Source organism: Corynebacterium kalinowskii (assembly GCF_009734385.1).
In the GTDB taxonomy this organism is placed as follows: Bacteria; Actinomycetota; Actinomycetes; order Mycobacteriales; family Mycobacteriaceae; genus Corynebacterium; species Corynebacterium kalinowskii.
Map to the genome: position 1 here is coordinate 2,199,034 of NZ_CP046452.1, position 14,972 is coordinate 2,214,005.

12 protein-coding genes are annotated in these 14,972 nt (G+C 58.2%); 5 read left to right on the forward strand and 7 right to left on the reverse strand.

Going from position 1 to position 14,972, the window contains the following annotated elements; genetic code table 11:
* Positions 1 to 24 precede the first annotated feature (24 nt).
* From CKALI_RS10535 to CKALI_RS10555, 5 genes are all read right to left on the reverse strand, one after another.
* Positions 25 to 1,299: a DUF445 domain-containing protein gene (locus CKALI_RS10535; protein ID WP_231580460.1), complete on the reverse strand. Its 1,275-nt coding sequence runs from the start codon at positions 1,297 to 1,299 to the stop codon at positions 25 to 27.
* Between the two features lie 182 nt (positions 1,300 to 1,481).
* Positions 1,482 to 1,826, reverse strand: coding sequence for a hypothetical protein (locus CKALI_RS10540; RefSeq protein WP_156193310.1), 345 nt, complete (start codon positions 1,824 to 1,826; stop codon positions 1,482 to 1,484).
* Positions 1,827 to 1,868: 42 nt separating this feature from the next.
* Complete coding sequence (locus CKALI_RS10545; RefSeq protein ID WP_156193311.1) at positions 1,869 to 2,618, reverse strand: succinate dehydrogenase/fumarate reductase iron-sulfur subunit; 750 nt, start codon at positions 2,616 to 2,618, stop codon at positions 1,869 to 1,871.
* Positions 2,618 to 4,624 carry a fumarate reductase/succinate dehydrogenase flavoprotein subunit gene (locus tag CKALI_RS10550; protein ID WP_156193312.1) on the reverse strand — a complete coding sequence of 669 codons (2,007 nt, stop codon included), beginning with the start codon at positions 4,622 to 4,624 and terminating at the stop codon, positions 2,618 to 2,620. The genes CKALI_RS10545 and CKALI_RS10550 overlap by 1 nt, the downstream gene beginning before the upstream one ends.
* A gap of 18 nt (positions 4,625 to 4,642) precedes the next feature.
* On the reverse strand, positions 4,643 to 5,398 hold the full coding sequence (locus tag CKALI_RS10555) for a succinate dehydrogenase cytochrome b subunit (protein WP_156193313.1): 756 nt from the start codon (positions 5,396 to 5,398) through the stop codon (positions 4,643 to 4,645).
* A gap of 416 nt (positions 5,399 to 5,814) precedes the next feature.
* Between CKALI_RS10555 and ramB the strand changes: the two genes are divergently transcribed.
* Complete coding sequence (gene ramB, locus CKALI_RS10560) at positions 5,815 to 7,245, forward strand: acetate metabolism transcriptional regulator RamB (RefSeq protein ID WP_197079690.1); 1,431 nt, start codon at positions 5,815 to 5,817, stop codon at positions 7,243 to 7,245.
* Between the two features lies 1 nt (position 7,246).
* Here the strand turns inward: ramB and CKALI_RS10565 are convergent, their stop codons facing one another.
* Together CKALI_RS10565 and lpdA are read right to left on the reverse strand one after the other, a co-directional pair.
* Positions 7,247 to 7,438, reverse strand: coding sequence for a DUF6767 domain-containing protein (locus CKALI_RS10565; protein WP_156193314.1), 192 nt, complete (start codon positions 7,436 to 7,438; stop codon positions 7,247 to 7,249).
* Between the two features lie 101 nt (positions 7,439 to 7,539).
* On the reverse strand, positions 7,540 to 8,940 hold the full coding sequence (lpdA, locus tag CKALI_RS10570; protein ID WP_156193315.1) for a dihydrolipoyl dehydrogenase: 1,401 nt from the start codon (positions 8,938 to 8,940) through the stop codon (positions 7,540 to 7,542).
* 509 nt (positions 8,941 to 9,449) lie between these two features.
* Between lpdA and CKALI_RS10575 the strand changes: the two genes are divergently transcribed.
* The 4 genes from CKALI_RS10575 to CKALI_RS10590 all read left to right on the forward strand — a co-directional run bounded on the left by CKALI_RS10575 (position 9,450) and on the right by CKALI_RS10590 (position 14,964).
* Positions 9,450 to 10,502 (forward strand): alpha/beta hydrolase, encoded by a 1,053-nt coding sequence (locus CKALI_RS10575; protein WP_156193316.1) that lies wholly within the window; start codon positions 9,450 to 9,452, stop codon positions 10,500 to 10,502.
* A gap of 68 nt (positions 10,503 to 10,570) precedes the next feature.
* Complete coding sequence (locus CKALI_RS10580) at positions 10,571 to 11,617, forward strand: alpha/beta hydrolase (RefSeq protein WP_156193317.1); 1,047 nt, start codon at positions 10,571 to 10,573, stop codon at positions 11,615 to 11,617.
* 54 nt (positions 11,618 to 11,671) lie between these two features.
* A complete protein-coding gene (locus CKALI_RS10585) occupies positions 11,672 to 13,630 on the forward strand; it encodes a prolyl oligopeptidase family serine peptidase (protein WP_156193778.1) in 1,959 nt (652 codons plus the stop codon).
* Positions 13,627 to 14,964: a M1 family metallopeptidase gene (locus tag CKALI_RS10590; RefSeq protein ID WP_156193318.1), complete on the forward strand. Its 1,338-nt coding sequence runs from the start codon at positions 13,627 to 13,629 to the stop codon at positions 14,962 to 14,964. Before CKALI_RS10585 ends, CKALI_RS10590 begins: the two co-directional genes overlap by 4 nt.
* Positions 14,965 to 14,972 lie beyond the last annotated feature (8 nt).

A 14,972-nucleotide genomic window follows, 5' to 3' on the forward strand; every position in this document is an offset into this window, starting at 1 on the left:
GCTATTGACAGCTCATGGTAGCAGCTAGCTGCCAAAGAGCACCTGGGAGACCGTGTAAATGACGAGGCCTGCCAACGCACCCACAATCGTGCCGTTCAGACGGATGTACTGCAAGTCCTTGCCCACCATGAGCTCAATCTTGTCTGAAGCTTCATCCGCATCCCAACGCTCGACGGTCTCGGAAATGATTTCTGCCACGGCAGGAGCATAGTTGTCAGCCAAGAACCGGGTGGCTCCAGTGATGCGATGGTCCAGGGAGTCGCGCAGTTCGGAGTCGTCACGCAGGTTGCCGCCCCAGGTCACAGCTAGGTCTGCCACCTTGGTGCGCAGCAACGAATCTGGGTCTTCGGCAGCGGCGATGATGCCTTTAGACGTAGCGGCCCACAGTGTCGCCGGTGCCGCCTGAAGTGGCTCGGAGCCCAGCAAGTCCTGCTTCCACTCCTCCACTCGGCCCTTGAGTACCTTGTCATACTGGAGGTCATCTGCGAGTTGTTTGATGAAGCGACGAATCGCCTTGCGGGCCTCGTGGTCGGGGGTTGCTGCGACCGACGCAGTCCAGGAGACCAACTCGCGGTATACCTTGTCCCCCACCAAGTCTTGTACAAAGCGAGGCGCCCAGGTAGGCATGCGCTCGTCGATCACTTCGACCACGAGTGCCTCTGCGCCCAAAGCCTTCCGATGCATCCACTGAGCCACTTCTTCCACAAGAGGCTCGGTCTTGCCATCAGCGATGAGTTGCTCGAGGAGGCGCCCAATCGGCGGACCCCACTCCGGCTCTGCCGCCCTATCGATTAAGGCGCGCTGAATCAATTGCTCCGCGTCTGCGGGATCCATCGCACGCACCACATTGGCGGTCAGCCGACCAGTCTCTGCGGACACCTTCGTGGCATTCTCCGGCTCGACCAGCCAATTGGCCAATTTTTCCGGGATGCCAAATTCCCGCACCTTCTGCGTGATCAGTTCCGCATTGAGGAAGTTCTCGCTAATGAACTCGCTCATGGCCACGCCGACCTGGTCCTTCTTCCGCTTCACGATCGCCGTGTGCGGAATCTTGAGCCCCATCGGATGCTTGAACAAGGCGGTCACCGCGAACCAGTCAGCCAGACCACCAATCATTCCGGCTTCAGCGGCCGCGCGTACGTAGCCGATCCAGGCGTCGTCAAGCCCCAGCGTGGACTCCACATAGCGGCAGGTGAGAAAGATGACCGCCGCAACACCGAGCAGCGCTGTGGCGAAGAACTTGTGTCGCTTGAGGGCGACGCGGCGCTCCTGCTCATCGATAGGACTAGGCATAGACATAACAGCCATTATCGCTTATCGACGCCCACAGGCGCGCTACCCGCCGTATGTAGTCACCACTTGATACACCGACAGCAACGTAATCAAGGTGATGAGCAGGATAATTAGGTTTCTACTGTTCATAGGAACAACTGTAGCCCCACTGTGACAAATACAGCAGGGCTACAGAAAATCAGGCGTTACTAGTCGTTGCGACCGGTACGTGCCCGCCAAGCCTTGAGGTCCTTACGACCCGCAGCGATAGCACCGAAGCCGCCAAGCAGGAAAATGGTGCCGACGACGCCACCGATGATGGCGTACATGTCCCAGTTCTCCTGAGAGCCGACCGACTTCGCACCCATTGCGAAGATGAGGATACCGAAGCCTGCCAAGGAAGCCAGGACCATACCCATACCAATCCAGGTGGATGACTTCAGCAGCGACGAGTGCGGTGCCTCGTAGCTCACTGGGATGTAGCCGTCCACGTAGGTGGACTCAATGGTGCCCTCGTAAACAGGGAAGTCCTGGAGTTCTTTGCTGTCGTTCATTAGTGCTAGTCGCCTTTCATACAAGCTGCAATTACTTACAGCTTAGTTGTCCTTTGCGGAGAAGAAAGCACGAGCCCTCTCCTTGTTGATCGCAGCAACTGCGGTCAGTGGGATACCTGCAGGGCAGACATCGGCACATTCACCGTAGAGGGAACATGGACCGAAGGTGGTTTCAACCTGGTCGACCATCTGGCGAGCACGCTTGCCACGCTCATCCTTGCCCATTGGCATGAGGGAGAGGTGAACCAGCTTGGCGCCGGTGAACAGGTGAGCCGCACCGTTAGGGCAGGCAGCGACACATGCGCCACAACCAATGCAAGCAGCGTGGTCAAGAGCCAGCTCTGCAGTCTGGTGGTTCATGTGCAGGGTGTCTGCATCTGGAGCAGTACCAGCATCGACGGAGACGTAGCCACCCTGCTGCATAACGCGGTCCAGAGCGGAACGGTCAACGATCATGTCCTTGATCACAGGGAAGGCGGCAGAGCGCAGTGGCTCGATCTTGAGGGTTTCGCCATCCTTGTAGTTGTACATGCGCTGCTGGCAGGCAGGCTTGTTCTTGTCTGCACCGTGTGGACGACCGTTTACGTTCAGGCCACAGGTACCACAGATGCCTTCGCGGCAGTCAGAAGCGAACGCGAATGGCTCCTTGCCAGCCTCGATCATGCCTTCGTTGACGTGGTCAAGAAGCTCGAGGATGGACATCTGCTCGACTGCGTCAGGGACCTGGACAGTCTCGAAGTGACCTTCGGTGTTTGGTCCAGCCTGACGCCAAATTTCAAGAGTCAGTTTCATTACTTGTAATTCCTTGTCATCAGCGGGACGGCTTCGAAGTAGAGCGGCTCAGCGTGGCGAACGAACTTGTCTTCGCCGGCTGGTTCCCAAGCGGAAACGAAGCACCAGTTGGCGTCATCGCGCTCTGCTTCGCCTTCTTCAGAAAGGTGGTCATCACGGAAGTGAGCGCCACAAGACTCGTCGCGATCGAGAGCGTCGACGCACATGAGCTCACCGAGGTCGATGTAGTCAGCAACGCGGTTAGCGTACTCCAGAACCTGGTTCATCTCCGCTGGGTTACCGGTGATGCGCAGGTTGGACCAGAATTCCTTGCGCAGCTTGCGAATGTCTTCGATGCCCTTCTTCAGGTCCTCGACGTTACGAGAAACGCCACAGGAGAAGTAGAGGATATCGCCGAGCTGGCGGTGGAAGAACTCTGGGCCGTGCTCACCATTGATGCTCATCAGCTTGTCGATGCGAGCCTGAGCCTCCTGCAGAGCCTTAACTGCTGCTGGGCTGTCCTCGGCGAGACGTGGCTCGTTGAGGTGCTTAGCCAAGTAGTTAGGCACGGAGAATGGCAAGGTGAACCAGCCATCGACAGATGCGGACAGCAGGGAGTTTGCACCCAGACGGTTTGCGCCGTGGTAGGTCCAAGAGCACTCGCCGGCTGCGAACAGGCCAGGGATGGAGGTCATCTCGTCGAAGTCGGTCCACAGGCCACCCATGGTGAAGTGGCAAGTAGGAGCGATACGCATTGGCTCCTTGTATGGGTTCTCACCAATGGCATCTTCGTACATTTCGAAGAGGTTGGAGTAACGCTCGCGGATGACGTCCTCACCGAGGCGCTGGATAGCGTCACGGAAGTCCAGGTACACGGAGTTGTGCAGTGGGCCAACACCGAGACCGGCGTTGATCTGCTGGGAAATACCGCGGGAAGCAACGTCGCGAGGCACGAGGTTACCGAATGCAGGGTAACGACGCTCCAGGAAGTAGTCGCGCTCTTCCTCAGGGATGTCGTTGCCTGGACGGTCGTCCTTTGGCTTGAGTGGGGACCAGATGCGGCCGTCGTTACGCAGGGACTCAGACATCAGAATCGTCTTCGACTGCCATTCAGCGTTCACCGGCAGGCCGGTTGGGTGGAACTGAATGAAGGAAGGCGAAGCGAGGTAAGCACCGCGCTCGTACGCACGCATAATGGCGGAAGCGTTGGAGTTCTTAGCCAGCGTGGACATGTAGTACACGTTGCCGTAGCCACCGGTAGCCAGGATCACAGCGTGGCCAGTGTGGGCCGTGAGCTCGCCAGTGATCAGGTTACGCATGATGACACCCTGGCAGATCTTCTCGCCATTAACTTCGTTGATGATCAGGTCGACCATCTCGTTGTGGGTGAAGATTTCCACGGTCTTCTTGTGGATCTGACGCTGCAGAGCTGCGGCACAAGACAGCTGCAGCTGCTGGCCGGTTTGGCCACGCGTGTAGTAGGTGCGGGAAACCTGTACACCACCGAAGGAACGGGTAGCCAGAGCGCCACCGTACTCGCGAGCGAAAGGAGCGCCGATAGCGTTCATGTGGTCGATGACGCGAACGGATTCGACAGCCAGACGCCAACAGTCAGCTTCGCGGGAGCGGTAGTCGCCACCCTTGACGGTGTCCTTAACGTGGCGGTATGCGCCATCGTTGTCGACCTTCTTGCCTCGAGCGGAGTTAACGCCACCCTGCGCAGCAATGGAGTGCGCGCGACGTGGTGCATCGTGGTAGGTGAATGCCTTGACGTCGTAGCCCAGCTCGCCGAGAGCTGCAGCTGCGCCACCACCGGACAGGCCGGTGCCGACAACAAGAATGCGGAACTTACGACGGTTCAGCGGGGAAACCAGGTTGTAGTGATCCTTCTGGTACTCCCAAGCGTCCTTGTAGGAAACGCCTTCTGGCAGTGCGGACTCCAGAACGGAGCCGATGGAAACGCCAGCAACGATGGATGCAGGTGCGTTGAACTCTGGCTTGATAGCAGTTTGAGAATTAGTGCTCATTAGTTTCGTTTCCTTCCCTTAACCGATCAAGCCGAACATGACACCCAACGGAATCGTGCTGTTACCGATCATCACCAATGCTGGGACGAGGTAAGCCACGAAAAGCAGGATGGCGCGCCAGCGCTTGCCGGTGATACCCAGATCACTCACTGCGGTCCACAGGCCGTGGGACAGGTGCAGGAACAGGACAACCATGGCAATGACGTAGAAGATTGCCACGCCTGGTCGGCTAAACGATGCCACAACGTTGGCGTAGGCCGCACCGTGCGCGAAGGTGTCAGGGGCAGCTGGGGTAACGCCTGCGGTCAGGTCGAGGATGTGGAAGATGATGAAGCACAGCAGCACGATGCCGGTGACGATCATCGAGCGGGCGGTGAAAGTATTGAGGCTTCCCACCATGCCCTTGCGCTTGAACTTGCCTCGGGATTGGTGAGCTCGGCCGACCAGCGCGAAAGCGCCGTAGACGTGCAGCACCAAGCAGATAAGCAGCACAATGCGGAAGATCCACAGGAACCAGCCATGTGGAAGCAATGGCACGAGCAGCTCGCGCAGGAATGCCGCGTAAACGTCAAGATCCTTCTTGCCGTCCACGTCTGGCAGGTAGATCTTCAAGTTACCGATCATATGGACCAGCACGAAAAGACCGAAGATAACGCCCGTGACCGCCATGGTCAGCTTGAGCGCCCAGGATGGGAAAGTTGGCCGCTCACGCAGCGGCTTTTCAGTAATCTTGCCGTGAGCTACTGCGTCACGGTCATCAAATTTAACAGTCATGGCACCTCCAGTGTCGTTACTACTTTAAGGCTTCCAGAGATGAAACAACCACTCATTAGGTTGCTATGTGAGTTCCGGCACAACGCTTTTCGACGCCACCGCCGCACCCACAGCAGAATGTGCGCCTACTTTTACCTTTTCTCACCTGTAACAACAGCAACCATGCTGGAGTTTTGGGATTACACACATTTCAAAGTGTGCGCTTCGTCACAGTGATCAGTTTCGGACATTAACCACCCCCCAAACTAACTCAACCGAAAGGATGAGTTCTGCGGGTGCGATTTTTGCAACATTTTCACTCGCTAATTCCCTTTTCTAGCAGGAGCTTTGTTATGTTAGCGAATTGCAAAATTAGCTTTGTAAAACTTTGCGAAGTTTTCCTGCAAACGTGACCCCCATCACGATAGAGTGGCGCTATGGGAAAGACATATGTGGGTTCACGACTTCGCCAATTGCGTCGCGAGCGCGACCTCAGCCAGGCGTCCCTCGCCGCCACCCTCGGCCTTTCGGCGAGCTACGTCAATCAGATCGAACACGACGTGCGCCCCCTTACAGTGCCGGTCCTTCTTCGCATCACTGAAACTTTCGGCGTTGACGCAACTTTCTTTTCCCGCGATGATGACTCCCGATTACTGGCCGAGGTCCAAGATGTGGTCCTAGATAAGGAAATCTGCCCAACCTCGATCGAACTTCAAGAGATCTCGGAAATGGTATACAACCATCCGACGCTTGCCCGCACGATGGTGGACATGCACCGTCGCTACCGAAACGTGCGCGATAAGCTGAACCTGGCCGTCGATACGCGCCACTCCCCCACACCGGACGCGCCGACGTCGGGCGCCCAGGCCGCGTTATCCATGCCACACGAGGAAGTGCGTGACTTCTTCTATGCGCGCCAAAACTACCTCGACGGCGTGGATACCCAGGCAGAACGAATTGCTAGCGACCTCGGCATCGGACCTAACAACATCCGCGCCACGGAGGACGCGATCGCACGTCGACTCACCAGCATGCACGGTGTTGAGATCCTGCCTGAAGGTGAATTTGAGGGCCTGCTCCACCGCTTTAATCCCGAAACCCGGGCACTTACCCTCTCCACCAGGCTCGATCCTGGCCAGCGGGCTTTCCGCATGGCCTCCGAACTCGGCCAGTTGGAAGCTGCCGAGATGATCCGCTCCTACGTTGATGACGGTCACTTCACATCACCAGAATCCTACGAACTCGCACTTCGTGGCGTTGCGCAATACTTCGCCGCCGCCCTCATGCTGCCGTACCGCAGCTTTCATAGTGATGCGGAAAAATCCCGATACGATATCGAGTACCTCTGCCAGCTGTACGGTGTCGGCTACGAAACTACCTGCCACCGACTTTCCACACTTCAGCGCCCGAACCTGCGCGGAATCCCCTTCACTTTCGTCCGAGTCGACCGCGCTGGCAACATGAGCAAACGCCAATCCGCTACCGGATTTCACTTCACCCACTCGGGCGGCACCTGCCCACTGTGGAACGTGTACGACACGTTCACCAGTCCCGGCACCATCATGCGACAACTCGCCCAGATGCCTGACGGTCGCAACTACTTATGGATCTCCCGAACGGTGCGACACCACCGCGGACGCTACGGCGAACCAGGAAAACTCTTCGCTATCGGACTTGGCTGCGAGGCTCGCCACGCAGACCGCACTGTCTACGCCGAGGGCCTTGACCTCGAGGACATGTCTGCTGCCACCCCAATTGGAGCGGGTTGCCGAGTTTGTACGCGTGACAATTGCGCACAACGCGCGTTCCCGCCGGTACACCGCAATATTCACATCGACGCCCACGAGTCAACTATCGCGCCGTACTGATTCAGGAGCCTTTCTTAGCTTTGATCATTTCAACCATGAGTTCTTTGAGGTCCGGATCCTCGCGAACAAGCTGCACCAACTGACAGTCATTCGGGCCGGAGGTGCCTGGCTGACAAGCTGTACAGGGTTCACCGAAGCGGATCGGGCACTTGGGGTTGGGGTTGTGATGTTTCGGAACCCGATCCTTAATCATGTCTATAGTTTACACCCTTTGTGGAGTGACGAAAAAGCCCCTCCTTCAGACTTCTGCTTTGCTTTCGTCCGAAGAAGGGGCCACATCCCGTGCCCGGGAAACTACAGGTTAATCATGTGACCCATCAAACCTTCTGCGGCTTCCTTCATTGCCTCAGACAGGGTTGGGTGGGTGTGGACGTTGCGTCCGATTTCCTCTGCGGTGAGGTCGAACTTCTGCGCGAGGGTGAGCTCTGGGAGCATCTCGGAAACACCAGCGCCAACCATGTGGGCGCCGAGGAGTTCACCAAACTCAGCGTCAGCCACGAGCTTGACGAAGCCAGCGGTCTCAGCCAGGCCCTGGGCCTTGCCGTTTGCGGAGAATGGGAACATGGCGGTCTTGATCTCGCGGCCTTCGAACTTCTGCTTGGCCTGCTCTTCGGTGTAGCCGAAGGATGCAACCTGTGGGTTACAGAAGGTTGCGCGTGGCATCATCATGTAGTCGCCGAGCTCCATGGTCTCAGCGCCAGCAATGACCTCAGCTGCGACAACGCCCTGAGCTTCCGCAACGTGTGCCAGCTGCAACTTAGCAGTGACGTCGCCGATGGCGTAGATGCCATCGACGTTGGTACGCATGTGATCGTCGATGTCGATAGCGCCACGCTCGGTGAGCTTAACGCCGGTGTTCTCCAGGCCGAAGCCTTCAGTACGTGGTGCGAAGCCGATGGAGACCATGACGCGGTCAGCCTTGATGGTCTCGGACTTCGAGCCATCCTTGGACTCAACGTCAACCTCAACACCCTTGCCCTCGCCGAGGTCGCGGATGGCAGTGGTCTTGTGGCCGGTCAGGAGCTTAACGCCGAGCTTCTTGTATTCCTTGGTGATGACCTTGGAAACGTCAGCATCTTCGTTTGGCAGGACGCGGTCCATGAACTCAACGATCGTGATGTCCACGCCGTAGTTGGAGAGCACGTAAGCAAATTCCATGCCGATAGCGCCGGCACCAACGATGACCATGGAGTTTGGCTTGTTGGAATCGAGGATCTGTTCCTCGTAGGAGACGATGTTGCCACCGATTTCTACGCCAGGCAGGGAGCGCACGACGGAACCGGTAGCGATGATGCAGTTGTCGAAGGTGATGGTCTTGCCGTCGACCTCGATGGTCTTGGCATCCTTGAAGGTGCCCCAGCCGTCGATCTCCGTGATGGAGTTCTTCTTCATCAGGTAGTGCACACCCTTGACGATGCCCTCAGATACCTTGCGGGAACGCGCGTGCGCGATGCCGAAGTCGAAGGAAACGTCGCCGGAAATGCCGAAGGTCTTGGCTTCGTGGTTGAAGATATGCGCAACTTCCGCATTCTTCAGCAGCGCCTTGGAAGGGATGCAGCCAACGTTGAGGCAGACACCACCCCAGTACTGCTTCTCAATAACAGCAACCTTCAGGCCAAGCTGGGCTGCTCGGATGGCGGACACATAGCCACCAGGGCCAGCGCCGAGAACTACTACGTCATAATGTTCAGTCACGCCCTCAAGGATACCTAGCCGTAGTTTTTATGTCGTGGGTTGGGACAAAAAAGACGTCGAAAAGCGTGCAATTTCGCTTTTCGACGTCTTAGGCCGGTACTGACTAGATCCAGCCGAGAGTCAGGGACAGCTGGCTGGAACCGGAAGAGGTGGCGTGGAGCAGTGGGCCGACGGCGTAGTTGAAGGCAAGGATGATCTGTTCGAAAATCTGCATTGTGTTCCTTAGGAAGTAGATTTGTCAGTTTCACTTAATGTAAGCGTGCCAAAGCTCGAGGGCGTTACACAGTGGTCACAGCCATCACGCAAACAACATTTATAACAATAGTTCACTTCAGTAACATTCGCCACACATTTCCTGGTATTTTCAAAGTCGAAGTTGGAATCGTCCCATTTCTATTGAAAATCGATAACTTCCAGGGAAAGATAGTCGTTTGTTAACGAATGGGCAGGTTCCTCCGACAAACTTCGTGAAGCCTTATTTGCCCACCGTCACAAGGAAAGCTGGATAAATGAAGAATCTCCGTCGAATCGCCGCCTGTGTGGCCGCAACCGCAACCCTCTTGGCAGGTGCACCGGCAGCCATCGCCGGCACCCCAGTCGCTAACGTAGCAGCCGGTGTTGCGCCTGCTCAGATCCAGGAAGGTCCGATGGGGGACACCATTCCTAAGTGGCGCTCCGTGGTCGAAGCCTCCGGTGGCAACGTCAAGGAAATGTGGGCATACTCCCCGTCCATGGATCGCTGGGTACCGCTCGTCGTCAAGCCTGCGTCCAACCCGAATCGCCCTACCGTCTACGCGCTTAATGGTGGCGACGGCGGCGAAGGTCGTGCGAACTGGGTCATGCAGACCGACATCCTTGATTTCTACGCCGACAAGGACGTCAACCTGGTCATCCCAATGGCAGGTAAGTTCTCCTACTACACCGACTGGCAGCAGGAAGCCCCTGCTCTCGGCGGCAAGCAGATGTGGGAAACCTTCATGACCAAGGAATTGCCACAGGGCATCGAATCCCACCTGGGCGCTAACTCCCAGCGCGCTATCTTCGGCATGTCCATGACCGCCACCACCACCCTGCTCTACGCCCAGCACCAGCCAGGCTTCTACGATGCCATCGGCTCCTTCTCCGGCTGTGCCCAGACTTCCGGTGGCGTCGGCCTGACCGCAATCGATCTCACCCTGCAGCGCGGCGGCGTCACCAAGGAGCAGATGTGGGGCCCATTGGGCACTGGCAACTGGCACTACAACGATGCCCTGATCAACGCGTCCAAGCTGCGTGGCACGGCCATGTACATCTCTAACGCTTCCGGCCTGGCTGGCGAGAACGACCTCTGGTCCGGCGAGCGCGTACAGGGCAACTCCGCCAACGTCGGCGTCCTGGTCGTTGAAGGTGGCGTTATCGAAGCCGCTACCAACAAGTGCACCCACGATCTGAAGGCCAAGCTTGACCGCGACGGCATCGGCGCAGACTGGGCATTCCGCCCGGTAGGCACCCACTCTTGGGCTTACTGGCAGGAAGACCTGCGTGGCTCTTGGGAGACCTTCCGCGTTGCTTTTGGTATGTAACACCTGATCTAAAATCAGTCGCCCCTACCTGTTGGTAGCGGGCGGCTTTTCGTTTAACGTAAGTCAATATGACTTATCGCAAATTATTTGCTGCATTGACCATTAGTGCAGCTGCCTGCATGTTGACCCCGGCAGCCGTAGCCGGCACCCCTGTTGCCGAAGTAGCCGCAGGCATTACCCCAGCCCAGATCCACGAAGGTCCGATGGGCGAGGCAATCCCGCGCTGGCGTGCCGCCGTTGACGCACACCCACGCGCCAAAGAAATGTGGGCATACTCGCCGTCAATGGATCGCTGGGTCCCGCTGGTTGTACTCCCAGCGCAAAACCCGAACCGCCCTACTGTCTACGCGCTCAATGGTGGCGACGGCGGCGAGGGCAGGCTCCACTGGGTTGGGCAAACCGACATTCTCGATTTCTACGCCGAAAAAGATGTCAACCTGGTCATCCCGATGGCCGGAGCATTCTCCTACTACTCTGATTGGGTTGCCGAGGAGCCTCGACTCGGTGGCAAGCAAATGTGGGAAACCTTCGTGACCAAGGAACTGCCACAGGGCATCGAATCCCACCTCGGAGCCAATGGTCAGCGCGCTATCTTCGGCATGTCCATGTCCGCGACCACCGTGCTCAATTACGCCCAACACCAGCCGGGCTTCTACGACGCCGTAGGTTCCTTTTCTGGCTGTGCTCAGACCAGCAAGGATGCCGGATTCGTCGGCGTTTTCGCCACCATGGCACGGGCCGGGATCCTCATGGAAAACATGTGGGGCCCACTTGGTGGCCCAACCTGGCACTACAACGACGCCCTCGAAAATGCCTCCAAGCTACGCGGTACGCCGATGTACATCTCTACTGCCACCGGCCTTGCAGGCGAAGATGACCTGTGGTCCGGCGAGCGCGTCCAGGGCAACTCCGCCAACGTCGGCATCCTGGTAGTGGAGGGTGGCGGCATCGAAGCTGTTACCAACAAATGCACCCACGACCTCAAGGCCAAGCTAGATAGCGAAGGCATCGGCGCAGACTGGGCATTCCGCCCGGTAGGCACCCACTCTTGGCCCTACTGGCAGGAAGACCTGCGCGGCTCGTGGGAAACCTTCCGCGTTGCCTTTGGCATGTAGGACCTGTTGCCCAGAGCCGAGCGCCAACTAGGCCCTCGGTAGACTAGGCGCATGATGGCCACCCACGACTACCTCCGCAGCATCCAATCCCCTGCCGCCCTCGACTGGGCGCGGAAACGCTCGGAGGTAACCGTTGCAAGGTTCGTCGATAAGCCATTGCAAGAACGCATGCTGGCGGCGCTGAACACCGACGATCGCATTCCCCTCCCGCGTCGCCGTGGCGAGCTGCTGTTTAACTTCTGGCGCGACGCCGAACACCCGCGTGGCGTGTGGCGCACCACCACGCTCGAGAGCTACTTGGGCGAAACGAAATGGCGCACGCTTATCGACGTCGATTCCCTGGCAGCCTCAGAGCAGGAAAATTGGGTGTGGAAGGGCGCTCATGTGCGCTCCCCGTTCTACGATCGCGCGTTGATCAAGCTGTCTCGTGGCGGGGCGGATGCCACTGAGATCCGTGAGTTCGACCTGGTCACTGGCGAGTTTGTGCCTGGTGGATTCCGCATTCCTGAGGCGAAGACAGATGTGAGCTGGCTGGATCGGGACACGTTGCTGATCGGTACGGACATGGGCGAGGGTTCGCTGACAGAATCGGGGTATCCGGCGCAGGTGTACATGTGGCGACGTGGCGAGTCGCTGGCAGAAGCGAGCTTATATTTTCAGGGCGAGCGCAGCGATGTGGCAGTCGGTGGCTGGCACGACTCGATGCCTGGCTTTGAACGCACATTTGTGACCCGCTCTCTGGATTTCTACCGCTCGCAGACCTACCTGGATAGGGATGGGCTGCAGCTGATTGATATCCCCGAAGACTGCGGTTTTTCCTCATTCCGTGAGTGGATGTTCCTTGCCCCGCGCACCGAATTCGCAGGGATCCCGGCTGGTGGCCTGGGTGTCATAGGGTTTGAGGAGTTCCTGGCCGGTTCACGTACGGTCACACCGGTGTTTTTGCCTACTGATTCAACGTCGTTGCAGGGCCTGGCGTTTACCAAGGACTTCGCAGTGCTGAGTTTGTTGGACAACGTGGCTAGCCGGATCGTCAGCGTACCGCTCGGTCGCTGGTCCGAGCACAGCACCGTACTAGACGGTCTGGCCTCCATCGCGGTCACCGGCACCAGCCCGCTTCGGGATAACGAAATCTGGCTGACCACCACTAGCTTCGATCAACCGACCACACTCCTCCATGGGCACATCGGCGAGTTACTCCACGAAGTGAAACACTCACCCGAATTGTTCCGAAGCGATGACATGGCAACGCGCCAGCACTGGGCCACCTCAGCCGACGGCACCCGGATTCCCTATTTCATCACTGGCCGCTTCACGGATCAGCCGGCACCGTGCCTGGTGCATGCCTATGGCGGTTTCGAAGTCTCACTCCGCCCCTACTATTCGGCTCTCCGCGGGATCGGCTGGCTGGAACAGGGCGGCCTGTTCGTTGAGGCGAATTTACGTGGTGGCGGCGAGTTCGGCCCGCAGTGGCATTCACAGGTGGTGAAGGGGAATCGACACAAGGTGTGGGAAGACCACAGGGCCGTTATTGAGGACATTGTATTAAGGGGCTACGCCACCAAGGAATCCCTGGCCATCCGTGGCGGATCCAACGGCGGACTCCTGACAGCCGGGGCGTTAGTGCAATACCCTCATTTACTCGGAGCGGTGGTCAGTCAAGTTCCGCTCACCGACATGCTGAACTACCACACGATGAGTGCCGGAGCCTCGTGGATGGCCGAGTATGGCAACCCGGAAGAAGACTCTTCGATCAAAGAGTGGTCGCCACTGGAGGGCGTCGATAAGCGCGTGCCCTACCCACCTTGTCTCGTGACTACCTCCACCAGAGACGACCGCGTCCACCCCGCCCACGCGCGGTTGTTCGCCGCCGCCCTGGAGGACGCGGGACAGCCGGTGGACTATTACGAAAACATCGAGGGCGGACATGCTGGCGCCGCCGACAACGAACAGACCGCCTTCGTGGAGGCTCTCATCTACAACTGGCTGTGGAGTAATCTAAAAACACAATGACAACGCATCGCCTTCGCTCAACCCCAATTCCCGGCACTCGTGATAGCTACACGGGTGTTGACTTCAATCTCGGCTTCCACATCAGCCACTACGACCTTGATCTCGACTATCGCGTGATCCCGAACCGGCTTTCAGCCGTCGCGACCATTGCCGTCGAAAATTACACGCCACTGACCGGGATGACGCTCGACCTTGTGGACTCGATGCGTGTGGCAAAGGTGAACTGCGCCGAACTTAACATTGCGCGCTTCAAGCAGTCAGGCAACAAACTGCGGCTGACCTTTGCCAAAGAGGTCCCCGCCGACACGGAATTCACGCTGGTTATTAGGTATGCGGGCTCGCCGAAGCCCCTGAAATCTACGTGGGGCGAGATCGGTTGGGAGGAGACTTCCTCTGGCTCCCTGGTTGCCTCACAACCCTGCGGCGCACCGAGCTGGTTCCCTTGCGACGACACACCAGACGAAAAGGCCACCTACGACTTCCACGTCACCGTCGATAACCCCTTCACCGCCGTCTGTAACGGCGAGCTGCGCGGCACTTCTCGCTCTGGCTCACGCACCACGTTCCACTGGCATGCCGGACACCCGGTGGCCACTTATTTGGCCACCGTCATGATCGGCGAGTACACCCAGGTCACCCTCTCCGATGGGCCGATTCCAGTGATCGGCTACGTGCCTGCGAATGTGAAGGCATCGTTCGAGAATGCCTTCCGCGACCAGGTTGAGATGCTTGAGCTCTACGTTCAGCTCTTTGGCGAGTACCCGTTTTCTTCCTATACCGTCGTCGTCACCGCCGATGACCTGGAGATTCCGCTCGAAGCGGCCGGGCTTTCCATCTTCGGAGCGAACCACGCCCGCGAAGCACGCTGGGAACGCCTCATCGCGCACGAGTTGTCCCACCAGTGGTTTGGCAACTCGATGGGGCTCGCACAGTGGAATGACATCTGGCTGAACGAAGGTTTTGCCTGCTACGCAGAATGGCTTTGGTTCGAGCACTCAACCGGACGGCCAGCTGCTTCCTCCGCAGCGGAGCACTACAAGATTCTGGCGGACAAGCCGCAAGATTTGCTGCTGGCCGACCCCGGCCCCAAGGACATGTTCGACGATCGCGTCTACAAGCGGGGCGCGCTGATGGTGCATGCGCTGCGCACCTTGCTCGGCGATGACGCCTTCTTCGGCATGGTGCACCACTATGTCGAATTCGGCAGGCATAGCGTGGTCGAGCCCCACGACCTGCGAGGCGAGGTACTTCGCGTCTGCGCCGACGCACACGCAGTGGACCAGCTGTGGACCAGTTGGCTTGATTCCCGCGAGCTGCCCCCATTTCCTGGGTAGCAGCTTCC